This window comes from Flavobacterium movens, from assembly GCF_039581425.1.
In the GTDB taxonomy this organism is placed as follows: domain Bacteria; phylum Bacteroidota; class Bacteroidia; order Flavobacteriales; family Flavobacteriaceae; genus Flavobacterium; species Flavobacterium luteolum.
Genome location: NZ_JBCPXY010000007.1, coordinates 119,892 through 143,402 on the forward strand (window position 1 = coordinate 119,892; position 23,511 = coordinate 143,402).

General features: G+C 32.9%; 25 protein-coding genes. 8 read left to right on the forward strand and 17 right to left on the reverse strand.

What is annotated here, in order from left to right; all coding sequences use genetic code 11:
* Positions 1–190: 190 nt before the first annotated feature.
* From abc-f to AAYQ05_RS14080, 10 genes are all read right to left on the reverse strand, one after another.
* The gene (gene abc-f / locus AAYQ05_RS14035; protein WP_343544101.1) at positions 191–1,777 is read right to left on the reverse strand and encodes a ribosomal protection-like ABC-F family protein; all 1,587 of its coding nucleotides are present in this window, start codon (positions 1,775–1,777) and stop codon (positions 191–193) included.
* A 208-nt stretch (positions 1,778–1,985) separates the two neighbouring features.
* Complete coding sequence (locus AAYQ05_RS14040; protein ID WP_343544102.1) at positions 1,986–2,357, reverse strand: hypothetical protein; 372 nt, start codon at positions 2,355–2,357, stop codon at positions 1,986–1,988.
* 216 nt (positions 2,358–2,573) lie between these two features.
* Positions 2,574–3,506 (reverse strand): transglutaminase-like domain-containing protein, encoded by a 933-nt coding sequence (locus AAYQ05_RS14045; RefSeq protein ID WP_343544103.1) that lies wholly within the window; start codon positions 3,504–3,506, stop codon positions 2,574–2,576.
* A gap of 19 nt (positions 3,507–3,525) precedes the next feature.
* A complete protein-coding gene (locus AAYQ05_RS14050; RefSeq protein WP_281632616.1) occupies positions 3,526–4,377 on the reverse strand; it encodes a substrate-binding domain-containing protein in 852 nt (283 codons plus the stop codon).
* A 57-nt stretch (positions 4,378–4,434) separates the two neighbouring features.
* Positions 4,435–4,911, reverse strand: a complete 477-nt coding sequence (locus tag AAYQ05_RS14055; RefSeq protein ID WP_281632615.1) for a DUF4265 domain-containing protein — start codon at positions 4,909–4,911, stop codon at positions 4,435–4,437.
* Entirely contained in the window at positions 4,911–5,303 is a 393-nt protein-coding gene (locus tag AAYQ05_RS14060) for a VOC family protein (protein WP_343544104.1), read from the reverse strand. The genes AAYQ05_RS14055 and AAYQ05_RS14060 overlap by 1 nt, the downstream gene beginning before the upstream one ends.
* A 3-nt stretch (positions 5,304–5,306) precedes the next feature.
* Complete coding sequence (locus AAYQ05_RS14065; RefSeq protein WP_343544105.1) at positions 5,307–5,747, reverse strand: DinB family protein; 441 nt, start codon at positions 5,745–5,747, stop codon at positions 5,307–5,309.
* 11 nt (positions 5,748–5,758) lie between these two features.
* Positions 5,759–6,628, reverse strand: a complete 870-nt coding sequence (locus AAYQ05_RS14070) for a nucleoside phosphorylase (protein WP_343544106.1) — start codon at positions 6,626–6,628, stop codon at positions 5,759–5,761.
* Between the two features lie 108 nt (positions 6,629–6,736).
* Positions 6,737–7,069, reverse strand: coding sequence for a translation initiation factor (locus tag AAYQ05_RS14075; protein ID WP_223705817.1), 333 nt, complete (start codon positions 7,067–7,069; stop codon positions 6,737–6,739).
* 111 nt (positions 7,070–7,180) lie between these two features.
* Positions 7,181–8,131 carry an isopenicillin N synthase family dioxygenase gene (locus AAYQ05_RS14080; RefSeq protein WP_343544107.1) on the reverse strand — a complete coding sequence of 317 codons (951 nt, stop codon included), beginning with the start codon at positions 8,129–8,131 and terminating at the stop codon, positions 7,181–7,183.
* A gap of 189 nt (positions 8,132–8,320) precedes the next feature.
* Between AAYQ05_RS14080 and AAYQ05_RS14085 the strand changes: the two genes are divergently transcribed.
* Positions 8,321–10,297 (forward strand): alpha-ketoacid dehydrogenase subunit alpha/beta, encoded by a 1,977-nt coding sequence (locus AAYQ05_RS14085; protein WP_343544108.1) that lies wholly within the window; start codon positions 8,321–8,323, stop codon positions 10,295–10,297.
* Between the two features lie 82 nt (positions 10,298–10,379).
* On the opposite strand, the gene AAYQ05_RS14090 is transcribed toward AAYQ05_RS14085, so the two are convergent.
* From AAYQ05_RS14090 to AAYQ05_RS14105, 4 genes are all read right to left on the reverse strand, one after another.
* Positions 10,380–11,351 carry a quinone oxidoreductase family protein gene (locus AAYQ05_RS14090; RefSeq protein WP_343544109.1) on the reverse strand — a complete coding sequence of 324 codons (972 nt, stop codon included), beginning with the start codon at positions 11,349–11,351 and terminating at the stop codon, positions 10,380–10,382.
* Between the two features lie 120 nt (positions 11,352–11,471).
* Positions 11,472–12,047 (reverse strand): Crp/Fnr family transcriptional regulator, encoded by a 576-nt coding sequence (locus AAYQ05_RS14095; RefSeq protein ID WP_343544110.1) that lies wholly within the window; start codon positions 12,045–12,047, stop codon positions 11,472–11,474.
* A 25-nt stretch (positions 12,048–12,072) separates the two neighbouring features.
* Entirely contained in the window at positions 12,073–12,543 is a 471-nt protein-coding gene (locus tag AAYQ05_RS14100) for a hypothetical protein (RefSeq protein ID WP_343544111.1), read from the reverse strand.
* 30 nt (positions 12,544–12,573) lie between these two features.
* Positions 12,574–12,975 (reverse strand): glyoxalase, encoded by a 402-nt coding sequence (locus AAYQ05_RS14105; RefSeq protein WP_202002736.1) that lies wholly within the window; start codon positions 12,973–12,975, stop codon positions 12,574–12,576.
* A gap of 82 nt (positions 12,976–13,057) precedes the next feature.
* Between AAYQ05_RS14105 and AAYQ05_RS14110 the strand changes: the two genes are divergently transcribed.
* Positions 13,058–13,477, forward strand: a complete 420-nt coding sequence (locus tag AAYQ05_RS14110; protein ID WP_343544112.1) for a hypothetical protein — start codon at positions 13,058–13,060, stop codon at positions 13,475–13,477.
* A gap of 208 nt (positions 13,478–13,685) precedes the next feature.
* Here AAYQ05_RS14110 and AAYQ05_RS14115 read toward each other — a convergent pair whose 3' ends face one another.
* Positions 13,686–14,933: a mechanosensitive ion channel family protein gene (locus tag AAYQ05_RS14115; RefSeq protein WP_343544113.1), complete on the reverse strand. Its 1,248-nt coding sequence runs from the start codon at positions 14,931–14,933 to the stop codon at positions 13,686–13,688.
* A complete protein-coding gene (locus AAYQ05_RS14120) occupies positions 14,926–15,219 on the reverse strand; it encodes a DUF3817 domain-containing protein (RefSeq protein WP_263523121.1) in 294 nt (97 codons plus the stop codon). The genes AAYQ05_RS14115 and AAYQ05_RS14120 overlap by 8 nt, the downstream gene beginning before the upstream one ends.
* 104 nt (positions 15,220–15,323) lie before the next feature.
* Here AAYQ05_RS14120 and AAYQ05_RS14125 point away from each other — a divergent pair, with 104 nt between their 5' ends.
* The 4 genes from AAYQ05_RS14125 to AAYQ05_RS14140 all read left to right on the forward strand — a co-directional run bounded on the left by AAYQ05_RS14125 (position 15,324) and on the right by AAYQ05_RS14140 (position 20,359).
* Positions 15,324–15,857, forward strand: coding sequence for a DUF6155 family protein (locus AAYQ05_RS14125; RefSeq protein ID WP_343544114.1), 534 nt, complete (start codon positions 15,324–15,326; stop codon positions 15,855–15,857).
* 109 nt (positions 15,858–15,966) lie between these two features.
* A complete protein-coding gene (locus tag AAYQ05_RS14130) occupies positions 15,967–17,505 on the forward strand; it encodes a DEAD/DEAH box helicase (RefSeq protein WP_281632602.1) in 1,539 nt (512 codons plus the stop codon).
* A 172-nt stretch (positions 17,506–17,677) separates the two neighbouring features.
* Complete coding sequence (locus AAYQ05_RS14135) at positions 17,678–19,012, forward strand: DEAD/DEAH box helicase (protein ID WP_343544115.1); 1,335 nt, start codon at positions 17,678–17,680, stop codon at positions 19,010–19,012.
* Between the two features lie 81 nt (positions 19,013–19,093).
* A complete protein-coding gene (locus AAYQ05_RS14140) occupies positions 19,094–20,359 on the forward strand; it encodes an NAD(P)/FAD-dependent oxidoreductase (protein ID WP_343544116.1) in 1,266 nt (421 codons plus the stop codon).
* Between the two features lie 94 nt (positions 20,360–20,453).
* Here the strand turns inward: AAYQ05_RS14140 and AAYQ05_RS14145 are convergent, their stop codons facing one another.
* Complete coding sequence (locus tag AAYQ05_RS14145) at positions 20,454–21,683, reverse strand: multidrug effflux MFS transporter (protein WP_343544117.1); 1,230 nt, start codon at positions 21,681–21,683, stop codon at positions 20,454–20,456.
* A 146-nt stretch (positions 21,684–21,829) separates the two neighbouring features.
* On the opposite strand from AAYQ05_RS14145, the gene AAYQ05_RS14150 reads away from it, so the two are divergent.
* Together AAYQ05_RS14150 and AAYQ05_RS14155 are read left to right on the forward strand one after the other, a co-directional pair.
* Entirely contained in the window at positions 21,830–22,246 is a 417-nt protein-coding gene (locus AAYQ05_RS14150) for a hypothetical protein (protein ID WP_281632598.1), read from the forward strand.
* A gap of 87 nt (positions 22,247–22,333) precedes the next feature.
* Positions 22,334–22,717, forward strand: coding sequence for a hypothetical protein (locus AAYQ05_RS14155; RefSeq protein WP_343544118.1), 384 nt, complete (start codon positions 22,334–22,336; stop codon positions 22,715–22,717).
* Positions 22,718–23,511: the final 794 nt, after the last annotated feature.

The window sequence follows — 23,511 nt, forward strand, 5'->3', positions numbered from 1 at the left end:
TTTCAAAAGTATACTTGTAGAATAAATAGCTTAAAGATAAACTTCTCTGCAATTTACAGATTATTTCGTAAAAAATTAGCTATAAAATAATAGTTTTTTACCCTTAAAAAGTAGTCATTGCGTGATGTTTTAAGAGTTGTATTTGCAATTTAAAAAAGCGCCAGAATTATTCTGACGCCTTTTTTTGCTTTTAAAGCGAGATCGATTTTTGAATATTAATTTGTTCCAAAAACATTTGATCGTGTGAGATTACAATCAATGTTCCCTGATATTCATTAATTGCTGCTGTAAGAATTTCAATATTCTGAATGTCTAAATTATTTGTCGGTTCATCTAAAATTATAATTTCAGGCGATTCGTTGCTAATCGTTAAACAGCATAACATTAAGCGCATTCTTTCGCCACCGCTCAACGCATTGCAAGGTTTATCCCAATCATTTCTAGAAAATAAAAAGCGATTCAATCTCATTTTTATTTCATGTTCTTCTAAACCGCAGTCGTTAAAAACCTGAGCCTGATCATAAATTTTAAGATTTTGATTTAATAATGAATAATCCTGATCGATATAAATTGTTTTTTTAGCCAATGAAGTACTATTTCCCTTCGTTGGTTTTAGTTCTCCGAGAATAATCTTAATCAAAGTCGTTTTTCCAGAACCATTGGCACCTTTTATAACAAAACGTTCGCCAGAAAGAATTTCAAAATTGAGATTCTCATTCCAAAGATCTTTTTTTCCATACCTATAATTAAGATCCCTAGCCTTAAAAAGTGTTTTTCCTTTAATAAATGAAGCAGTATTAAAACCAAACTTCATTTGATCTATAGCAGGAAGCGATGAACGCAGCTGTCTCAAATCTTCGGAAATATTGCCAATTTTTTCGGCATGAACATCTTTAAGTTTCGAACTGCTGTTTTCGGCTTTATTTCGAAGCGTATTCATCATAATCCTAGCAACACCCGATTTTTCTTGCTTCTTTTTCCCTTTAGAATCTAATTTGTTCTGACGTTCAATTGTTTCTCGTTCTTTTTCTTTTGCTTTTTTTAGCGCTTTTTCCTTGCTTTGAACATCTTGTTCTAAAGCATTGTTTTCAACTTTTTTCTGTTCGCTATAAAAATCATAATTCCCTCCATAGACAGAAATCTCATTTTTGGTCATTTCCAAAGTTTTATTCAAAAGATTGAGCATTGTTCTATCGTGACTAACGATAAGCAATGTACTAGAGGTAGATTTTATAAAATCATATAATAACGTTCTGCTTACAAAATCCAAATGATTACTAGGCTCATCCAACAAAACTAGATCGGGCTCGTGAATCATGATTCCGGCCAAAAACACTTTTGTTTTCTGTCCGCCACTTAAAGTTTCCATTTTCTGATTTAAATCTAAATCATAAAGTTGCCAATAGGAGAGCGCTTCGTTACAACGTTCTTCAATCGTCCAATCGTCATTTAGAAGCTGAAGATTTTCTTCGGTTACAACACCTTCAAGTATTTCTTTAAGTGAAGTTATTTTTTTCTTTATCTGTAAAGCTTCAGCAATAGTCAAATCATTAAACTGGCCAAATAACTGCGGAACAAAATAGGGTTTTGATTGCTGTATGATTTGTCCTGAAAACGGCATTAATTCGCCAGCAATAATTTTTAGTAGTGTAGATTTTCCAACACCATTATTTCCGACTAAAGCGGTTTTATCGTGATTGTTGAGTGTAAAACTGACGTTTTGAAACAGCATATCTTTATTCTCATGCTGATAGGAGATATTTTGAAGAATAAGCATAATTCCTTTCTTTTATAGATAAATAATTTAACAGCCACAAAAAAGTGGTTGATTACTAAATTTTACTGAAAGAAATTATTTTTCACATAGAGCGTACTTATTTTAAGAGTTGCAAAGATATTTATTTTAGTCTTAAAAATCAAAAAACCATTCTTTACAATTGTTGCAGAATGGTTTTTTTGTATTGAATTACGATGTAATTCTTATTTTAAATTTTATCAAATGTTAGTTTGGCTTCTTTGGTATCTAGAATTAATTTATCGTCTGTTATAGTGCTTTCGCAAACATAAGGCGTACCAACTTCATCTTTAATAACAAGTTTTTTTCCTTTTTGTGTTAGCGCATAAGTTCCGTCCGTGATTTCACGAAGCAAATATCCTGTTACATGCCCATCTTCAGTAAACGTAAGCATTCCATTGGTTAAAATCGCGTTTTTAGTAGAATCAGAAACAGCTTCTTTAGGTTCTACTGCAGTAACTTTCCATGAATTCACAAGCTTGTCTCTTTTACGATGGCATGAAACAATTAATACGACGACAGCAATGGCAATTACGAGGGTAAATAATTTAGAGTTTTTCATGATTTTGTGATTAAAAGTTAAACAGGAAAAAGTTACAAAAAAAAATGACATTAAAATATTCGAAATCAAATATTTATAAAGATTTTTTTTACTTATAAAAATGAATTGCTTTTAATGCAGAAAGTCTTTGTTTCCCGAACCTTTACTGATAACCAATTGTTTACAAATTGACTTTAATTGAAGTCAAAACTAGTCAGATTGGCTTCTTGAGATGTATTAATTTAAAGTTAAAGCCCCTAAAATTTCCTCATACATAAACGGCCCTCCAGGGTAAGTTGCCGTATAATCTAAGTTCATCCAAACCTGACCTCGTTCGTCTATATGATAGTGCAGTTTTTTGCCATAACTTTCTTTTGCAAAAAGAACATTTTTAATTAGGTAATTGACTTTTTCCAAATCAATCATAGAACCAATTAAAATTTCGGGATAAATATGTCCTTTTGTATGAATAAGGCGCGGAGTTCCGCCAATGGAGCGCACAGCAGCAGCCATCAAAATAGAGTGATCATCGCAATCGCCAGAAAAATATTCTAAAGATTCGCTGGCGGTTGCAATATAATCACCGTCTTTTGGATCGTTTACATAATTCCATCTGCCGTTTATTTCTTTAAAAACAGCAAAACATTGAATTATGGTTCGATAATCTGAATATCCTCTAACGCTTTTAAAATGCTTTGAGGTTGCCATAATAGCAAAATTTCGCACTTTAGGATTTTGGTATTCTATAGCATTGATAATCTTTGTTTTATTTGGAAACGGAAGCAGCTTTGCAACAATAATATCCTGCGGATATGGATTATCAGACATGGTGTAAATCATAGAATTATAATCTTCTGAGATTTCGTTAAAGCCATAATTTCCAATTACAGATCCGTAAAACAGAATTAGTAAATAAACTGCCACACACAGAATAATAATCGTTCTGAGATACATCAGAAGAAAAAATATGGCTGCAAAAACAAAAATAAAGATGAAGATACGATCTAAATTGAATGCCCATTCCAAATCAATTAAGTTCTGATGCAGTATGATGAAAATCGGAATTGTAATTAAAAGACTTAAAATCGAGATAATAATCCTGTCCCACGGTGATTTCACCTGTAGTTTAGATTTTAATCGCGGTAAGTCAATTTTAGGGAATTTCATCATACGAATCAAAAAGCAAGTATTACAATGCTTTTACTGTTTCTACAAAAATACTTTTTTTATCAATAATTCCCAGATCAAATAACTGATTTTGAATTTTATTAAAAGATTTTTCTGTCAAGTTTTTTTGCGACCACTGGGTCAATTTCAGCCATTCTTTAATATCTTCAGATTTTTGATTGAACAGTTTAGATAATTTCTTATCTATCTCTGGAATCTCTTTAAAATCAACAGTTGTTTTGTTGATTATTTTAAGAATCGTTTCAACTGTCTTGCCGTTCTTTTTTAAGAACTCATCGCGAACCACAATGATAAATGAAGGCCAAGGAGTAGGGCAGTCGTCAATACGTCTAAAAACACCTTTATCAACAAGAGGCTTAGTCATAAAACGTTCCCACATAAAATAATCTGCTTTTTTGTTGGTCAAGGCGTCTACGGCACCATCAATTGTATTTACAATTTCAAATTCGAGATCATCCATTTCCCAGCCTTGCTCATTTGCATTTACATAAGCCATCAATTGTGATCCTGAACCCAATCTCGAAATCGCAGCTTTTTTATTTTTTAGATCTTTTAGCGTTTGAAAATCAGATTTTGCATCAACGTGAATTCCCCAAATTAATGGTGACTGCACGTAAATCTGAACAATTTTGCTCGGATTTCCCGCTGCTATATCCTTTAAAATTCCTTCGGTTAGAATAACAGCCAAATCTGTTTCTCCATCACGAAGCATTTGACACATTTTCCCAGTACCTTCGGGAACATTTGTCCATTGTAAGTCGATGTTCTCTTCTTCAAACTCGCCGTTTTCAATGCATAGATGCCACGGCAAATTGAAGTGTTCCGGAACACCCGCAATTTTGACAGTTTTCATTTATTTTAAGTTTAAGTTAAGTTGCTTGGTATGCGTAATCTTATGGTTGAGTTGAGTTTAGTTTTTTAATAAATCTGCCCTATGTTTCTCTGAAAGGCAAGGTTCTGCAAATTCTATGATTTCTTTAGATTCGTATTCATTCAAAAGGCTTCTTACTAAAGAGTAATCTACATCTTTTGTTATTTCTGCTGCGAAAAAGGTTTCATTCAATCCTTCAGACAAACAATTAATTGCTTTCAATTTTTCTCTGATAATTTCCTTGTCGAATCCTTTTTCTAAAACCGCCACCTGAATAATCGAATTTCCAGAATTCTGAATAGTTTTTCTATGCATAAAACGTTCCTCTGTTTCATCATATTCGGCATAGAAAATATCGTCTGTAGCAATTAAAGGACCGAAAAACGGAATATTATCCAGTTTGAAAAGACCTTTCTCCAGATCAATAATTTCTGCCCACATTGTTTCAGACACTACTTCGTCTAGATAATCACTATAATATTTAAATAATATTTTTTTATGAGTTTCTTGTTCCATTATTCAATTTCGCTAATTACAGCTTTTAAAGGAGATATTACGATTCTATAACCATCTGGATCCTGAATCATCTTTCCGTTTTCATTCCAAAAAGGGTTCAGCGATGGAATAACTGCAATATTGTGCTGCGTTAATTTATGTACTAATTTATCGTAATCTGCAATAGTTTTTGGATATAACACCATAACATCGTCTTCATCAAAAGTATGTTTGGCTTTAATATCAGATTGAGTAAATTCAAAATGCCAGTCTAAACCAGGTTTTCCGATAAAAACACCATCATAATTATTATGATGTTCAAATCCGCCCAATCGTTCAAACCCGAGCACATCAACATAAAAATTTTCTATTTTTTCTAAATCATTTGTATGTCTGGCTACTCTCAAAAACATAATTTATGCTCTTATTTGATTAATATGATGTTCTAAATGTTCAACATAATCACTCATTAAAAACCTCAAATCAATTACAGATTCATCGCTCAAAATGATTTCATAATCCAAAGCCTTCTCATCTACAGTCTTCATGATTCTTACAATCTGCTTGTTTATTGAAAACCACAACTGTGTAAGTTCCTGAATATCTATATCCTGATACTGATTTAAATTTACTAAATCCATCTGATTATACGGTCTATGACGATATGGTTTTTCCGAATAATTAATTTCTGTAAAGCGTACCAAATTATGAATTGCAGAATCCACTAAATGACCTAAAATCTCTTTTTTAGACCATTTACCAGGATTTTTTGCTTCTAAAATTTCATTCTGTATTGTCGGAATGTAATTGACATTCTCGCTCAATAACTGTTCGAATTTAAGAATAGAATTTTGCATAAAATCTCTAATTAATTACTGGCGAATTTATTTAATGTATAAGCAATCAATTCATCGACAGCCTTGTACGGATCTGCGCTAAAAGTTCCAGAAGCACGATTGGCAATAATAGCGTTTAACGATAAAGCATTATGGCCTAAAAGAGCCGAAAGCCCGTAAATTGCAGCCGTTTCCATTTCTAAATTAGTGATTTTAGTTCCATTAAAACTAAAATTATCCATTTTATTATTTAATTCTTCGTCTTGAATATTTAAACGTAAAACTCTTCCTTGTGGGCCATAGAATCCTCCTGCAGTTGCCGTAATACCTTTAAAAATTCGATCTGATTCTATTAGTTTTTCTAATTTTTCAGAACATTGCGTTACGTAAGGTTTTCCTTTTTTTGAATCCCAGTTTGTATGCGCTACAAATGCATCTTCCATTTCTGTAATGGAAACGTCGTCAATCAAATAGGAGCGAAGCATATTGTCTAATCCTAAGCCAAATTTTGACATTACGAAACTGTCAACTGGAATATCTTCCTGTAGCGAACCCGAAGTTCCAATTCTGATAATGTTTAAAGAAGTTAATTTTTCTTTTGGCTGACGCGTTTTAAGATCGATATTTACTAAAGCATCTAATTCGTTTAGTACAATATCAATATTATCAGGTCCAATTCCTGTAGAAACTACCGAAATTCTTTTGCCTTTATAAATTCCTGTCTGGGTTTTAAATTCTCTTTTTTGAGCAGAATGTTCGATTGAATCGAAAAATTGAGTGATTTTTTCTACTCTGTTTTGGTCACCGACAAAAATAATGTCGTGTGCTATATGTTCCGGACGAAGGTTTAAGTGATAAACGCTTCCGTCAGAGTTTAGTATTAATTCTGATGATTGAATCATTTTTTTTTAAGTTGCTAAGGTTCTGAGGTACTAAGGTTCTGAGTTTTTTTGTTTCAGGTTTCCAGTTTCAGGTTAGTCAAATAACTTGAAACTTTAAACTTGAAACTTTTATCCACCTACACGTTTGGTTTTAAATCCTTTTTCTTTTAAGATTGCCATAATTTTATCACGGTAATCGCCTTGAATTATGATCGAATCGTCTTTAAAAGTGCCGCCAACGCTTAATTTTGTTTTGATTTCTTTGGCTAAGACTTTAAAATCTTCATCTGAGCCTTCGTAACCTTCTATAATCGTAGTTGGTTTTCCTTTTCTTTTTTCAAATTTACAAATCATAGGTTCCTTCTGAACATAAAGAACGTGCTCTTGTTCTTCAACTTGCTCAGGTTCATTTGATTCAACGTGATCTGGAAATAAGTTTTTTAATTGATCTTTAAAGTCCATATTTTCTTATTCTAAAAATAAATTCCAAGCATAAAGATATTTAAAAATTAAATTCCAAACCCCAAGAAAAACTTGGAATTTGGAATTTTTATATTTGGAAGTTATTTAAGTTTATTTTTTAATTAAACCTAACTCTACTAAACGCTCGTGTAAAAACTCTCCAGCCGAAATATCTTCGTATTTCTTTGGATTTTCTTCATCAATACAGTTTTCAAGACAATCCAAACGCATATCGCTTACTGGGTGCATGAAAAATGGAATAGAATAACGTGAAGTTCCCCATAGTTCTCTCGGTGGATTTACCACTTGGTGAATTGTAGATTTTAATTTATTGTTGGTATGTCTAGACAACATATCTCCAACATTGATTACCAATTCATCATCTTCTGCAATAGCATCAATCCAGTCGCCATTATGGTTTTGAACTTGTAATCCTCTTCCTTGAGCGCCCATCAATAAAGTAATCAAATTGATATCTCCGTGAGCTGCCGCACGAATTGCATTTTCTGGCTCAGAAGTGATTGGCGGGTAGTGGATTGGTCTCAAAATTGAGTTTCCTTCTTTTGCATAATTATCAAAATAAAACTCATCTAGTTCTAAATGTAAAGCTAAAGCTCTTAATACATAAACACCAGTTTTTTCAAGTTTCTGATACGCTTCTTTACCAACTGCATTAAAACGTGGCAGCTCAGTAACTTCTACGTTGTCTGGATATTCTGATGCCCATCTTGAATTTGCGTCAACGTACTGGCCAAAATGCCAAAACTCTTTTAAATCTCCCTCTTTGCGTCCTTTAGCATGTTCTTTTCCAAAAGAAACATAGCCTCTTTGTCCACCAATTCCAGGAATTTCATATTTATGCTTAGTTTCTATTGGCAAGGCGAAAAAGTTTCTAATTTCACCATAAAGTTCGTCTACCAATTGATCATCAAGAAAATGACCTTTTAAGGCTACGAAGCCAATGTTTTCAAATGCACTGCCGATTTCATTTACAAATTTTTGTTTACGTTTCGGGTCGTCCGAAAGGAAATCACGTAAGTCTACACTAGGAATGTTTTGCATACTTTACATTTTTTATTTTAAAAGAAGAAAGGTGTCATAAGCACCTTTCGCTAACAAAGGTAGATAATATTTTAGAAAATAATCTTAAGCTCAGGCATTAAAAGCAAGTTTCTGGTTAAAATTTTATTTTAGAATCTAATAAAACAATAGCAATTTGTTATATTTGAAACACTAAAAACAAAAAAATTCATGATCTTTTACCGCCAAAACCTGACTGACGCGCAATTATTAGATTTATACAAAAAAATACTAAAACCACGATTGATTGAAGAAAAGATGCTCATCTTGATTCGACAAGGAAAAGTTTCCAAATGGTTTTCTGGAATAGGCCAAGAAGCCATTTCTGTTGGTGTAACCGCTGTTTTAGACGAATCCGAATATGTGTTGCCAATGCACCGAAATCTTGGTGTTTTTACTACTCGAGAAATTCCGCTTCACCGTCTGTTTTCTCAATGGCAGGGAAAAGCAAATGGTTTTACAAAAGGTCGTGATAGAAGTTTCCATTTTGGAACGCAACAATATCATATTATAGGAATGATTTCGCATCTAGGTCCGCAGTTAGGAATTGCTGACGGAATCGCTCTTGCAAATAAACTTCAAGACAATAAAAAAATTACGGCCGTTTTTACGGGAGAAGGCGCAACTAGTGAAGGCGATTTTCATGAAGCGCTGAATATTGCTGCGGTTTGGAAACTCCCTGTAATGTTTATCATTGAAAACAACGGTTACGGACTTTCTACGCCAACCAATGAACAATATGCCTGTGAGAATCTTGCTGACAAAGGAATTGGTTACGGAATTGAAAGCTGGATTATTGACGGAAATAATATTGTAGAAATTTACAATAAACTATCGCAATTAAAGAAAGAAATGCAGGAAGATCCACGTCCTGTTTTATTGGAATTTAAAACTTTCAGAATGCGCGGGCACGAAGAGGCGAGCGGTACAAAATATGTTCCTCAAGATTTAATGGATCAATGGGAATTGAGAGATCCTGTTACGAATTTCAGAAAATATTTGACTGAAAACGGAATTCTAACCGCTGAATTAGACGAACAATTTCATACCGAAATCAAACATGAAATTGATGAAAATTGGGCAATTGCGAATGCCGAACCAGAGATCGAACCAACTTATAGCGGAGAGTTAAATGATGTTTATAAAGAACATCAATATGAGGAATATAGCCCTAATTCAGATTCAGAAAATATTCGTTTTATAGACGCTATTAAAAATAGCCTAGAACAGTCCATGTGGCGTCATAAAAACCTTGTAATTATGGGACAGGATATCGCTGAATATGGCGGAGCTTTTAAAATTACAGAAGGCTTTGTTGATGCTTTTGGAAAAGACAGAATACGTAATACGCCAATATGCGAAAGCGCTGTAATTTCAGCGGCAATGGGACTTTCTATAAACGGTTATAAAGCGATTGTAGAAATGCAATTTGCTGATTTCGTTTCAACTGGATTTAATCCGATTGTGAACCTTTTGGCGAAATCTCATTATCGCTGGGGTGAAAAAGCGGATGTCGTAGTTCGTATGCCTTGTGGCGGAGGAACTCAGGCTGGACCTTTTCACTCGCAAACCAATGAGGCTTGGTTTACAAAAACTCCAGGTTTAAAAGTAGTTTATCCAGCATTTCCATACGATGCAAAAGGGCTTTTAAACACTGCAATTAACGACCCAAATCCTGTTTTATTCTTCGAACATAAATTATTATACCGCAGTATTTATCAAGATGTTCCGAAAGACTATTATACCATTCCTTTAGGTAAAGCCGCTTTGGTTAAAGAAGGAAAATCAGTAACCATTATCGCATTTGGTGCTACTGTTCATTGGGCTTTAGAAACTTTATCTCAACATCCAGAAATCGATGCCGATTTAATCGATTTAAGAACTTTACAGCCTTTGGACACAGAAACGATTTTTGCCTCAGTAAAGAAAACAGGAAAAGCCATAATCTATCAAGAAGACACCCTATTTGGCGGAATTGCAAGTGATATTTCGGCTTTAATTATGGAAAACTGCTTCGAATATCTAGACGCTCCAGTAAAACGCGTAGCAAGTTTAGATTCACCAATTCCTTTTACTAAAGCGCTAGAAGATCAGTTTTTACCAAGAAATAGATTTGAGGAAGTTTTACTTGAGATCCTAAGATACTAAGTTGCTAAGATATTAAGGTTTTGAGTCTGAAAAATCTTACCCCCGATAGCTATCGGGGCAGCAACTCAGAACCTTAGAGCCTCTAAACAAGAACCACTAAACGTTTTCCGTCAGGAACTTCCGCATTCCACATTCTCTCAATATCTGATAAATGAACGGTTTCAATATTTACTTTTAGTATGTTTTTTGAAGCTAAAAGAAACATTTCGGGAAGGATTTCAGAAAATAACAATTTCACTTCTTCTTTTGTCCAACTTCCCAAACCTGAACCAGACAATTGAAGATCTACACTTCGTAAAATCTGTGCCGATAATTGAATTAAGTCTCCAGACATAGAACCAACAGAAACATATCTCGTTTTATGCGTAAAGTTTCCATTTCCTTTTAAAACAGAAAAAATAAGTTCTGCTGAATGTCCCCATAAATAATCAATTACAATATCTATTGGAGTTTTTTTGTGGATTTCTTTTAACTGAGAAAGAATAGATTCATCATCTTTCTTTAAAGAAACAATTTCATCGGCACCTAATCCTAAAAGGCTTTCAAGCGCTTTTTCATTTCTTCCCGTAACAATAATCTTTTTAGCTCCATAATGTTTTGCAATTTGAACTGCCATTTGTCCAGTAAAACCAGTTGCTCCATTTATCAGAACCGTTTCACCTGATTTGATGCCAGCTCTAAAACGAAGTGCCATTGCCGAACCTGCGACTGCGTTAGGCATCGCTGCGGCTGTTGCATCATCAATTCCGTGTGGTAAAACAACCATTCGGTTTTTCTCTACTATAGCTTTTTCTGCGATTGTTCCTGAGATTCCGCGGGCGTAAACTCTCGTTCCGTCTTCTAGAACTCCAATTCCGTCGCTTCCAACTACAAATCCGTTTTGGTTTTCTTTTTCCGAAGAATAATGATCTCCGCTTGCAATTCCTTTATCCAGATTTGTAATAGCTACGGCTTTTACCGAAACTAAAACTTCATTTTCATTTGATGCAATTGGCTCTTCAAATTCTGCATATTTTGGCAATTCACCTTTTTTATAAACTACTGCTGCTTTCATAATTATTAAATTTTATGAAGCAAAATTACAGAGTCGTTTATGGGCAAACGATAACATTTGTTATCAAATTTTCTTTAAACCATATAAGTTATATAAGCTAGTTTAAGTTTGGCTTTTCAACTATTTTTTATTTACTAATTTGCTTTTTAATCTGCTTAAATGTACCGTAGTTATACCCAAATAAGAAGCGATATAATGTTGCGGAACACGCAATATAATCTGAGGTCTTTGTTGAATTAAATTAACATAACGCTCTGCGGGGGAATCTTTTATAAACGAAACAAAATATTTCATATAATCAAAAGTACGCTCAAAAAGCTTATTAATGAGACTATCCCTCATTACTGGTATTTCTTTGATTTCTTCGAGAATTTTATCCAGATCATTTTTATGAATCCACCACAAAACCGAAGGCTCAATCGTTTCTATATTTGTCGGACTCGGAAGTTTCTTCATAAAACTTTCGATAGAAGCAACGCTCTCATTTTCAAAAAAGAATTGCGTAGTAAGATCTTTTCCATTATTGTTAAACCAAACCCGAATACAGCCTTTTTCTATGATATAAAGCTTTTTTGAAACTTCACCTTCTTCTAAAAGGGTAGTTTTCGCAGGAACTTCAATTCTATTGAAATAACCGATGTATTCGTTCCACTTTTGATCGGTTAAAGGGAATTTATTTCGGAATTGGCTGAACATTTATCTTAAATATAAATTTATTGCATTAGAATTTATTTTTAAATCTCTTTAAAACATGTCTATCTGAAAAAACATCTTTCCACATTTCAATTCTATAACAATCCTTAGCGTCTTCAGAATATGCGGATTCTAAATTACTATAATAGACACGAACTCTATAATTCCCAGTTTCAATTTTTTCTTCTAAAATAAGGGTCGTTAACGGACAATCATTTATTTGTACGAAACCAGTTTTTATTTCTAAACTAGCTTCTACAACATGATCAAAAGCACTGAAATCGGAAATTAAACTTTTAGAATCTAAAAATTCAAGTTCACATTTTACAATTCCTTCACTATTTTCAATAGAAATCCCTAAAATTCCTTTCTCTACGGCAAGTTTATCATTAAAAGCTTCAATAGACCAAAAATCTTCGCTTTCAGTATCTCCTTGTTCATCTTTTTCATTTAAATAAAATTGACCATAATCTGTTGTAAAATCTAAACTAAATTTCATCTTAACTAAAATTGCATACTTTTTTTATTGTTAATTTGATTCCACTTCAAACAACTGCACCTGATTTTTCAATCGGTCAATAAGTAAATTCATCATTCGCTTATTCAAATCAGAAGAATTTTGAATGTAAGTATTGTATTCGTCTACTGTAAAAAGCGCCATCACGATTCCTTTTAATGAATTTCTAAATTTAATATCTTTTTGAATGGAATTTTCGATGGTCTGAAGCTTCTTTTCAACCGAGTAAGAATAGAAATCGGGTTTGTTTTTGTTTACATAATTGATAAAAACAGCAATAAACAAGTCGTTTTGAAGTTTTAAAATAGGCCTGATGGTCTGGTTTTGAAAGATCTCATCTGCTGAAGATTGAGCACTTACAGTTCCTAAAGTTTCGCCTCTGAATTCTTTTAAAAAAGTGTCTCTATCTTCCATGGGGTTTTGTTTTAAGTTTTCCTTAAAGTTAAAGAAATAATCCCATTGTAAAAACCTATTTTTGTTTTTCTAAAAATAAATTATGCGATTATTTCTGTTTCTCTGCTTATTATTAGCTTCTTGCAATTCTAAAGAAGATAAAGAAAAATACAATCATCAATTATACCGCGCTGTAAACAACAAAGACACGGCTGTTTTTGATATTCATATAAATGACAAACGTTTTTATGGCCGTTATGAAATTTCGCATTATGGAACCGGAAAAGATTCTGGCGATGTAAGAGGAGATTTAAGAGGTGATACGCTTAGAGGCGATTATCACTATATTTCTTTTGGAGGCGCTTGGAAAAGAGTTCCTTTAGCTCTTTTAAAGAAAGACGATAAACTTTATTTAGGAAAAGGGGTAATCGGGACTTATTTTAATCTTCCATGTTACGTTCCAGAAGTTCCTATTGAATATAATAATCCTGAGTTTCTTTTTGAAAGGATAGAGGAGGAGTAGTTATTTTGTTTCAAGTTTCAAGTTTCAAGTTTCAAGTTTCAAGTTTCAAGTTTCAAGTTTCAGGTTTCAAGTTGAATGGCTTGTGCGTTTTACCGCAAAGAACGCAAAGTTTAATATAAGCAAAACCAATATAAACGCAAAGTTCGCAAAGCTTTATGTAAAAACTTTGCGAACTTTGCGTATTCTTTGCGCTCTTTGCGGTTAAAATTTAGCCAATACTCGACGGCAATTCAAAAATTTCAAGATCAAAATATCTAACTGATGCCATTACGTGGTCGAAAATATCAGCCATAATGTATTCGTAATTTGCCCAGCGTTTGTCGCTTGAAAACACATAAATTTCCAACGGAACTCCATGCGCGGTAGATTGTAACTGTCGGCACATGATATGCATATTTTTATTCAATCCCGGATGGTCATTTAAATATTGCATAATATATTTTCTAAACAATCCTAAATTGGTCATGTTTCGGCCATTTAGCGAAAGCGTTTTATCAATTCCCCTAAGATCATTGTATTTATCGATTTCTGCTTGACGGCTGTCTATGTAAGAAGTTATCAACTGGACTTTTTTTAGCTGATGCAAATCTTCATCATTCAAAAAACGAATTGTACTGCTTTTTATTAAAACATGTCTTTTGATACGTCTTCCATCAGATTTCTGCATTCCGCGCCAGTTCTGAAACGAATCAGAACTTAAAGCGTATGTTGGAATAGTTGTGATTGTATTATCGAAGTTTCGAACTTTTACTGTTGTCAAATTGATTTCGATAACATCTCCATCGGCACCAAATTTGTCCATTGTAATCCAATCGCCAATACGAACCATATCGTTTATGGCAACTTGAACACTAGAAACAAATCCAAGAATTGTATCTCTAAAAATTAAGATGATAATTGCCGAAAGTGTCCCTAGAATGGTTAATAGTTCGCCCTTCTTAATTCCGAATAAAGTCGAAATAATCATGGCAACTCCAAAAATCCAAAGTACAATCATGATAACCTGAACAAAACTGTCAATTGGCTTGTCGCTGTATTCAGGCTTTTGTTTTAAATAATCGCGTAAGGAATTAAAAACAGTTCGAACAATCCATAATCCAAGCAATACAATATAGATTCCGACAATTTTTCCAAAAATCGATTCCCAATACTCATATTTGTCCAGAATTACTGGAACGGCTTTATAAATAAAGAAAAACGGAATTAAATAAGCGGTATATCTTGTTGTTTTGTTTTGAATTAAATAATCGTCAAACTTTGTTTTGGTACGCTGTGCAAAAACGGCTGTCAGTGTAACCAAAAGAAATTTAGCAGCATAATAAATAACATATGCCAGCGCTATTAGAATAAGAATATTGAAAATCAGACTGGTATAAGACGCAACATTACGGCTCATTCCCCAATCTCTAAAAACAGGATATAAAAAGTTAAATATTTTCTCCAAAAGCTTATGCATTTGCTTTAGTTTCTAAATATTTTTTCTCGATATAAAAAGTTCCAAACGGAATAAGAGAGGCAACCAAAATGATTCCGAAAGTTTTTAAGTCCCAATTCATTGATTTTTTCAATAAAAAAGCTAAAAGAATATATCCGATAAATAAAACACCGTGTGTCATTCCTAACGGACGTAATAATGTATGATAAAGTTCAGGATTATTGTTTTTGATAATAAGCATATTAGCAAATAATACTAAATAAGAGATTCCCTCTAAAATGGCAGTAACTTTGAAAATCTTGAGCATGTATGTATTTTTTAAGTTTAATATCGGCAAAATTAAGTATTATCGTTGGTTTTTGAGGTATTTATAAAGAAAGTAATTTACTTTTGTAATCTTAAGTTTTGAGAATGAGTAAAAGAGATTTAAAAAAATATTTAGGCGAATTAAGCAAAGAGCAATTAGAGGAACAATTGATCGAATTGTACGAGAAATTTGCTCCTGTAAAATTGTATTACGACTTTGTTTTTAATCCGAAAGAAGATAAATTGCTTCAGGAAGCTAAGATTAAAATCTCGCACGAATATTTCCCAATTAAAAAACCGGGAGCGAAATGGCGCCCGAAAGCCAAAATGCGAAGATCGGTTGCTCAAAAACTCATAAAACATTTTATGATGCTTGGTGTAGATTCCTATATTGTAGCCGATATTATGCTTTACAATATCGAAATTGCGCAAACGTTTTCTTCGCAAAATTTGATCAAGCAGGAATTATTTTACAAAAGCATCTTAAATTCTTTTGAGCAAGCAGTCAATTTTATTGTTTCAAACGGAATTTTTAACGATTTTAAATTGCGAATTAATGCAATTCAGAACGAAACTTCGGAGCAAAAATGGAGAAATAAGTACGATTTTGAGGCAATTTTGGAAAAAATCGACTATTAAAACCCTTTCTCATAAAAAATCTTTATTTAAAAAAAACATTTATTTTAAGTTAAAAGAAGATGAATAACTGTTTTTTCGGTGTATTTTTGCAAAAATCCAAAAATAAACAATGTCTCAAAACACTTTAGAAATACAAAGAGAAGAGAAAAAAGAACTGTATGCATACCAAAAAGGCGATATTGACGCTATTTTTGACCGTTTAGACAATGCTCCTCCCAAGCATCATTTACTGTATCAGCTTCCGACAGGTGGAGGTAAAACAGTGATATTTTCTGAAATCGTTCGCCGCTATTTATCTCATAATGATAAAAAAGTGGTGGTTTTAACGCACCGTATCGAACTTTGCAAGCAAACCTCAAAAATGCTTACAGGTTTTGGTGTAACAAACAAAATAATTAATAGTAAAGTAAAAGAATTGCCAGATCAGAATGATTTTTCTTGTTTCGTGGCAATGGTTGAAACTTTAAAAAACCGTATTAATGATGAAAAACTTCATCTAGACAATATTGGTTTAGTGATTATTGATGAGGCACATTACAACTCGTTTAGAAAACTATTAAACTCATTTAAAAATGCTTTTATTCTTGGAGTAACAGCAACACCTTTGAGTTCTAACATAAAATTACCAATGCACCAAAGTTACCACGAACTTATCGTTGGTGATACAATTGGTTCATTGATTGAGAAAGGCTTCTTGGCAAAAGCAACAACTTATAGCTATGATGTTGGTTTAACTTCGCTTAAAGTAGGTATTAATGGTGATTATACCGTAAAATCATCAGACGATTTGTATACCAATACTTTGATGCAAGAAAAACTGCTTCACGCATATACGGAACGTTCTTTAGGAAAGAAAACCTTGATTTTCAATAACGGTATTCATACATCTTTATATGTATACGAAACGTTTAGAGAAGCAGGTTACGATATTCGCCACTTAGACAACACAAGCAGTTCTGAAGAGCGTAAAGATATTTTACAATGGTTTAAAAAGACTCCAGATGCAATTTTGACTTCTGTTGGAATCTTAACAACTGGTTTTGATGAGCCAACAGTAGAAACGATTATCTTGAACAGAGCAACAAAATCTCTGACTTTGTATTTCCAGATGATTGGCCGTGGTTCTCGTAAATTACCTGGAAAAGATGAATTTACAGTTATCGATTTAGGTAACAATGCTGCGCGTTTTGGTTTATGGAGCGATCCTGTAAACTGGCAGCATATTTTTAAATCGCCAGAGTTTTATTTGGAAAATCTTCGTGATGACCACGAAATCGAGATGTTCTTTAAATACAGCATGCCGCCAGAATTGCGTGCAAAATTCAGTAAAACGGCCGATGTTAGTTTTGATGTTGATGAAGAACATAAATTAATCATCAAACAAAACCTTCGTTCTAAAGTAGTTTTAGATAAATCTCTAGATCAGCATGCTGGAATGTGCGTAGATAACACAGAAACGCTTCAGGAAGCAAAAATGCTGGCTAAAGAATTAGAAGATGATATCGAAGATCGTATTAAACGTTATTCTAAATGTTTGAGCCAATGCAGTAAAAACTACCGCGAATGGCTGGTTGACGATTACAAACAAAGATTAACTTTATTAATTGGTAAAAAGTATCGTGAGAAAATCATGAACGAACCAGATTGATATTTTTTTTAATAAAAGTTTCAGGTTTCATGTTTCAAGTTATTGGAATCTAAAATAGTATCATAATTGATAAAAGGAGAAATAGCATTTCAAAGTAAATGTGATTTCTCCTTTCAACTTATTAAGTTTTTGGTGTAACTTGAAACCTGAAACTTTAAACAAATTAAAGAACATGTCTAAACCATTCTCAACATTAGGAATCTCGACTCCAATTTTAAAAGCTTTAAGCGAATTAAACATTGTTGAACCAACAGAAATTCAACAAAAAACAATTCCGCTATTTTTGGGCGAAACTCACGATATCGTAGGTTTAGCAAAAACAGGAACAGGAAAAACAGCCGCATTTGGTTTGCCTTTATTGCAATTGGTAAATTCAGAATCGACAACAGTTCAAGCTGTAATTTTAGTTCCAACTAGAGAATTGGGTCAGCAGATTTCTAGAAACTTAGAAGATTTTTCAAAATATATTCCTAATATATCTATTGCTTCCATTTGCGGAGGAACTCCAATAAAACCACAAATAGAAAGGTTAAAAGAAGGCGCACAAATCGTTGTGGCAACCCCAGGACGTTTAATTGATTTGATTCAGCGAAAAGCAATTGATTTAAAACAAACAGAATATTTAGTTTTGGATGAAGCCGACGAAATGGTGGCTATTCTAAAAGAAAGTTTAGACGAAATTGTTGCAGAATTGCCTAAAAAACATCGCACTTTACTATTTTCAGCAACACTTCCTGGAACCATAAAACAACTGATTCAGAATTATTTGAACAAAAATGTAGTTCAGATAAGTGCCAATATGGAAACTGTTGGAAATGAAGAAATAGACCATGAGTATATTGTGGTAGATCCTATTGAAAAATTGGAAGTTTTAATGCATTTCTTAAATTCTAGAGATGGCGAAAGAGGAATTATTTTCTGTAAAACGAAAGCTGCCGTTAATAAATTAGCCAAAAATCTAGCAATCAATAAATTCTCTTCGGGAGCGCTTCATGGAAGTTTGACGCAAGGAATTCGTGATAGAATTATGGAACAGTTTCGTGAAGGACATATTAATATCTTGGTTGCAACCGATTTGGCTGCGAGAGGAATTGATATAAAAGAAATCTCGTATGTGATTAATTATCATTTGCCTGACACTTACGAAAATTATGTTCATCGAAGTGGAAGAACCGCAAGGGCAGGAGCAAAAGGACTTTCTTTGACTGTTTTACAACAAGAAGAAGTTTTTGAAATTGCTGATTTCGAAAGAGAATTAGGAATTAAATTTTCTGAGTTTAAAAAACCTTCTGCTGCAAGTCTTGAAGAAAACAATATGCTTTTATGGGCCAAACAAATCTTCAAAACCAAACCAAATCATGAGCTTTCACAGGATTTAAAAACAAGAGTGAAAACCGTTTTTCATCATCTTACAAAAGACGAACTAATCGAGAAATTAATGGCGAGTTATGTCCTACAGAACAAAATCGATATAGTTGAAAAACCTGTTAAAAAATTCAAAAAGTAATAAATATGACAATTGTCATTGTATATTAAAGTTGTATATTTATAAGGAATTATTTTATAATCCTACTTAATTACAACATATATGAAAATAGTCATTATTGGAGGGGGATTTGCAGGAATTAATCTAGCAAAAGAACTTGTAAATCAGCCTCAAATACAAGTAACACTTGTCGACAAGAATAATTATAACTTTTTTCCACCACTTATATATCAGGTTGCAACTGCATTTTTAGAGCCTTCGAGCATTAGTTATCCGTTTAGGAAATTTTTTGCAGGCAAAAAGAATCTTAGTTTTCGTTTAGGCGAATTATTATCTGTTTCACCAGCTGAAAAGAAAATTACTTTGAGCAACGGAGAATTAGATTATGATTATCTCGTTTTTGCCACTGGAGCAGAAACCAGTTATTTCGGAATGGAAAATGTGATGAAAAACGCCATTCCAATGAAGACATTAAACGATGCCATCGAAATGCGAAATGCATTGCTTAAAAATCTTGAAAAAGCAGCAATCTGCAAAGATATTCGCAAACGCCGTAAGTTATTAACGATTGTTGTTGCCGGCGGTGGACCAACTGGAGTTGAAGTTTCTGGAATGTTTGCCGAAATGAGAAAAAATATTCTATTAAAAGAATATCCAGAATTAGAAACATCTGCAAGTAATGTTTATTTAGTCGATGGAGGAGATGCTCTATTGGCTCCAATGAGCAAAGAATCCCAAAAAGATACTCTTGACGCGCTTACAAAACTTGGTGTTGTAGTAAAGCTTCATACTCGTGTTGTCGATTATGTTGATGATACGGTACATTTTGAAAACGGAGAAACCATTAAAACCAAAAACTTAATTTGGGCTGCAGGAGTTTCTGCCAAAATTTTCGAAGGAATGCCAAAAGAAAGTTATGGTCGCGGACGTCGAATGGCTACAGATGTTTATAATAAAGTGAATGCCGTAGATAATATTTATGCCATTGGCGATACTGCAATTTTGGCTGGTGATGCGAATTTTCCTGACGGACATCCGCAAGTCGCGCAAGTTGCAATTCAGCAGGGATTAAATCTGGCTAAGAATTTTAAAGCTATGGTGGCCAACAAACCGTTAAAACCGTTTGCTTATAAAGACAAAGGCTCTATGGCAATTATCGGAAAAAACAAAGCTGTGGTAGATTTACCAAGTCCGAAATGGCATTTTAAAGGATTTTTCGCTTGGTTTATCTGGTTGTTTGTTCACTTGATTTCTTTAATCACTTATAGAAACAGATTAAACACATTCTGGAACTGGATGGTTGCTTATTTTGCAAAAGATCAATCGCTTAGAATGATTATTAGACCTGAAAAACGGCAACAAAGTTAAATGAAATTCTAAAACTAAAACTTCAATAGTTTAAATATAGAAAAGCCAAAATCAAAAGATTTTGGCTTTTTGTTTATTTTGAAAATTAAATCTTTTAGTGCCCAACCATAATATCATCACTTTCAGACAATTCTACCTTATTTTTAACAAAGCGTTTTCCGATATTTAAAATAATGAATGCTGTAATTGTTGTAGTAGTCATAATGGCAACCATTGGCGTTACCGAATCTTTTACAAATACACCAATTGCAAAAGAAGCCAAAGCACCAATTCCCAACTGAATAGCTCCCATTAACGCGGAAGCACTTCCTGTGTTTTTGGCAAAAGGAGCAAGCGTTAATCCTGCTGTATTTGGGTTTGAAATTCCTAGACAAGCTAAAAACAAAAACAACATTCCGATTGTCTCATAAAGTCCAAGAAGATCATTTAAAGCCAAAATCAAGAATATAATGCTTATAACAGACTGCGAAATTAAAGCTCCAAAAATCATCTGTTCGCTTGAAAATCTTTTTAACAGCATAGAATTCAACTGACTAGATCCGATAAAACTAACTGACATTAGCGCAAAAATCCATCCATAAGTTTTAGCATCAACCTTATAAATATCCATAAAAACAAGCGGAGAAGCGGCTACGTAAGAAAACAATCCAGAAAATGCAACTGCACCCGTAAACGCATACGTATAAAATTGAGGTTCTTTTAAAACAGAAATGAAATTAGTTACAATTGGTTTTGGTTTCAGCGAAATTGAAGCATCCGGCTGATAGGTATTTGGAAGCCCGAATTGTGAAGCGGCTAAAATCACGATTCCCATACACATCAAAATGAAAAATACGGCATGCCAACCCAAATCTTCTGTAACATAACCACCAATAGTTGGCGCAAGCATTGGAGAAAGACCAACAACGAGCATTAAAAGCGAAAATACTTTTGGTATATCTTTTACAGGAAATAAATCACGAACCATTGCCACAGAAGCAACTGTTGCAGCGCAGCTTCCAATAGCCTGAACAAAACGAAGAAATATAAATGAATCTATATCGGCTACATAAATACAGCCTAGAGAAGCTAGAATATACACTAAGAGCCCAACAAATAAAGGTTTTTTGCGTCCAAAACGATCCAATAAAGGTCCGTAAAGCAATTGCCCGGCAGAAATTCCGATAAAGTAACTAGATAAACTCATAGAAACTTTAGCAACAGTGGTATTTAAATCTTTTGCAATTCCAGAGAAACCAGGCAGATACATATCAATCGAAAAAGGTCCAAGAGCGGTTAAAGAACCTAAGATCAGGATAAGCTGGATATATTTTTTTGTTGTCATTATCTTAAAAAGGGGGCTTATAATTTTCTGCAAAGGTAAAGATTTCATATCTTGTTATAGAACTTGAAGAAGTTTATAACAATAAATTAAAGTAATCGCGAAAATTATTTAGCGTAACTATCTATTAATCTTTAAATTAAGACAGTATGAAAAAGTACCTTTTGTTATTAGCAGTTTTATTTACATCAATTTCATTTGCTCAAACTATTACCTCAAAACTCGAAGATGCTAGTGTTGAGCAATATGAGCTTCTAAAAAAAGTTAATCAGTATTATCCAGACATTACATTAAGCAAATCGGTTACCAATTTTTATGCTGACGGAAAAATTATCGATTCGCAGCAAGATTTTGATTTAAGAGGAACAAAATTTTCAAGTTACAAATTAGGCATTGAGCCAGGAAATAAAAAAGTAAAATTTGATTATACTTCAACTGAAACTGGCCATGTGTACGGCGACGTTACCATTTTTAACGGAAATGCCTTGCGAACATCATTTAACGAAAAAACGAATCAAGTTGATGTATCGTTAAATGGTAAATCGGTTTATTTGAAAAAATTATAGATTTTTAAACAATTTGGAAAAAGCATCGCAAATTTGTGATGCTTTTTTGATTTATATTTGGCTCAGATTTTAATACAACAAACTACAATGAAAAAATTTCTTTTCCTGGCATTTTTAATTTCCCTGCAAGCATTCTCACAGCAAAACAAATTCTCAGGAACTTGGGGAAGTCAAAAATGCAAAAACTGCAAAAAAGAATACATTTTTAGAATTACGATTGCTCAATCAAATTATAAGATTTTTGGAACCGCCGAAGTTACGAGCGAACATAAAGATTTAAATTCAGGAATTTTGGAAGTTACCGGACATGTTTATCCGCATGGCGATAAGGCTCAAATAAAATTAAAAGATAAAGACGGAATTTCGTCCAGCGCAGTTTTATTTGTAAAAGATGATGTCATTCAGTTTACAAAAAATGGCGGAGGCGATGTTGTGCCAAAAGAGATGATTTTGAATAAATTATACGAATAAGCTCCCTCTTAGAGCTATTTCATTTTGACCTATAATTTATATTATGTAAAATAAAATATTTTAGAAAGCTACCTACAACGCGCTCTATAACTTTTAGTTTGCAATGTTTTCGTTTTATGGCAAATTTATCATCCTTGCTTCTAGTTCTTTTTAGAGGAAAAGTTTTGCATTTTCTTCAAACCTGAAATCTCTCAAAATTGCCCTATTTGATTTTCATTCTTAAAAAATCTCGAATATTGAAAATTTGATCTGCTAGATTATACAGTTTGCTATTCTAAATTCAAAACGCTATAAATGCGCTATATGATTTTTATTTTAAAAAATTCTCAAATATTAAAAATTGAGCATGCTGTATTATTAAGTCGATTTTTCAATTCAAACTTTTTCCTTAAATTCAAATCGCCATAAATACGCTGTATGATTTTTATTTTAAAAAATTCTCAAATATTAGAAATTTCATTTACTGGATTTATCTATAGTTGATTTTAAGTAAAACATTTTTCGTATATTGAAATCGTCTACAATTACAGTATATGATTTTAAAACTAAAATATTTTCAAATATTTAAAAATCATCAAACGTACTTTAGGCAGTTCATATTTCATTAAATAAAATATCTTTTTTTGAATTAAAAATATTTAAAATTTTAAAACATTAAAACTTTTTCAAGCCTTATTACCATTATCTTTTAACATTTCTTTAAAATAATTAGTTTCTGCTAAAGAACCTTTCATTGTAAGACTTTATTTTACTATTTTTACATTCGATACTTTAAAAAATAAATTATCACATAT

What these genes read in the sequence shown, in the direction of transcription:
- abc-f (WP_343544101.1), bottom strand. Translation starts at nt 1,777, where the DNA reads ATGCTTATTCTTCAAAATATCTCCTATCAGCATGAGAATAAAGATATG.
- AAYQ05_RS14040 (WP_343544102.1), bottom strand. Translation starts at nt 2,357, where the DNA reads ATGAAAAACTCTAAATTATTTACCCTCGTAATTGCCATTGCTGTCGTC.
- AAYQ05_RS14045 (WP_343544103.1), bottom strand. Translation starts at nt 3,506, where the DNA reads ATGATGAAATTCCCTAAAATTGACTTACCGCGATTAAAATCTAAACTA.
- AAYQ05_RS14050 (WP_281632616.1), bottom strand. Translation starts at nt 4,377, where the DNA reads ATGAAAACTGTCAAAATTGCGGGTGTTCCGGAACACTTCAATTTGCCG.
- AAYQ05_RS14055 (WP_281632615.1), bottom strand. Translation starts at nt 4,911, where the DNA reads ATGGAACAAGAAACTCATAAAAAAATATTATTTAAATATTATAGTGAT.
- AAYQ05_RS14060 (WP_343544104.1), bottom strand. Translation starts at nt 5,303, where the DNA reads ATGTTTTTGAGAGTAGCCAGACATACAAATGATTTAGAAAAAATAGAA.
- AAYQ05_RS14065 (WP_343544105.1), bottom strand. Translation starts at nt 5,747, where the DNA reads ATGCAAAATTCTATTCTTAAATTCGAACAGTTATTGAGCGAGAATGTC.
- AAYQ05_RS14070 (WP_343544106.1), bottom strand. Translation starts at nt 6,628, where the DNA reads ATGATTCAATCATCAGAATTAATACTAAACTCTGACGGAAGCGTTTAT.
- AAYQ05_RS14075 (WP_223705817.1), bottom strand. Translation starts at nt 7,069, where the DNA reads ATGGACTTTAAAGATCAATTAAAAAACTTATTTCCAGATCACGTTGAA.
- AAYQ05_RS14080 (WP_343544107.1), bottom strand. Translation starts at nt 8,131, where the DNA reads ATGCAAAACATTCCTAGTGTAGACTTACGTGATTTCCTTTCGGACGAC.
- AAYQ05_RS14085 (WP_343544108.1), top strand. Translation starts at nt 8,321, where the DNA reads ATGATCTTTTACCGCCAAAACCTGACTGACGCGCAATTATTAGATTTA.
- AAYQ05_RS14090 (WP_343544109.1), bottom strand. Translation starts at nt 11,351, where the DNA reads ATGAAAGCAGCAGTAGTTTATAAAAAAGGTGAATTGCCAAAATATGCA.
- AAYQ05_RS14095 (WP_343544110.1), bottom strand. Translation starts at nt 12,047, where the DNA reads ATGTTCAGCCAATTCCGAAATAAATTCCCTTTAACCGATCAAAAGTGG.
- AAYQ05_RS14100 (WP_343544111.1), bottom strand. Translation starts at nt 12,543, where the DNA reads ATGAAATTTAGTTTAGATTTTACAACAGATTATGGTCAATTTTATTTA.
- AAYQ05_RS14105 (WP_202002736.1), bottom strand. Translation starts at nt 12,975, where the DNA reads ATGGAAGATAGAGACACTTTTTTAAAAGAATTCAGAGGCGAAACTTTA.
- AAYQ05_RS14110 (WP_343544112.1), top strand. Translation starts at nt 13,058, where the DNA reads ATGCGATTATTTCTGTTTCTCTGCTTATTATTAGCTTCTTGCAATTCT.
- AAYQ05_RS14115 (WP_343544113.1), bottom strand. Translation starts at nt 14,933, where the DNA reads ATGCATAAGCTTTTGGAGAAAATATTTAACTTTTTATATCCTGTTTTT.
- AAYQ05_RS14120 (WP_263523121.1), bottom strand. Translation starts at nt 15,219, where the DNA reads ATGCTCAAGATTTTCAAAGTTACTGCCATTTTAGAGGGAATCTCTTAT.
- AAYQ05_RS14125 (WP_343544114.1), top strand. Translation starts at nt 15,324, where the DNA reads ATGAGTAAAAGAGATTTAAAAAAATATTTAGGCGAATTAAGCAAAGAG.
- AAYQ05_RS14130 (WP_281632602.1), top strand. Translation starts at nt 15,967, where the DNA reads ATGTCTCAAAACACTTTAGAAATACAAAGAGAAGAGAAAAAAGAACTG.
- AAYQ05_RS14135 (WP_343544115.1), top strand. Translation starts at nt 17,678, where the DNA reads ATGTCTAAACCATTCTCAACATTAGGAATCTCGACTCCAATTTTAAAA.
- AAYQ05_RS14140 (WP_343544116.1), top strand. Translation starts at nt 19,094, where the DNA reads ATGAAAATAGTCATTATTGGAGGGGGATTTGCAGGAATTAATCTAGCA.
- AAYQ05_RS14145 (WP_343544117.1), bottom strand. Translation starts at nt 21,683, where the DNA reads ATGACAACAAAAAAATATATCCAGCTTATCCTGATCTTAGGTTCTTTA.
- AAYQ05_RS14150 (WP_281632598.1), top strand. Translation starts at nt 21,830, where the DNA reads ATGAAAAAGTACCTTTTGTTATTAGCAGTTTTATTTACATCAATTTCA.
- AAYQ05_RS14155 (WP_343544118.1), top strand. Translation starts at nt 22,334, where the DNA reads ATGAAAAAATTTCTTTTCCTGGCATTTTTAATTTCCCTGCAAGCATTC.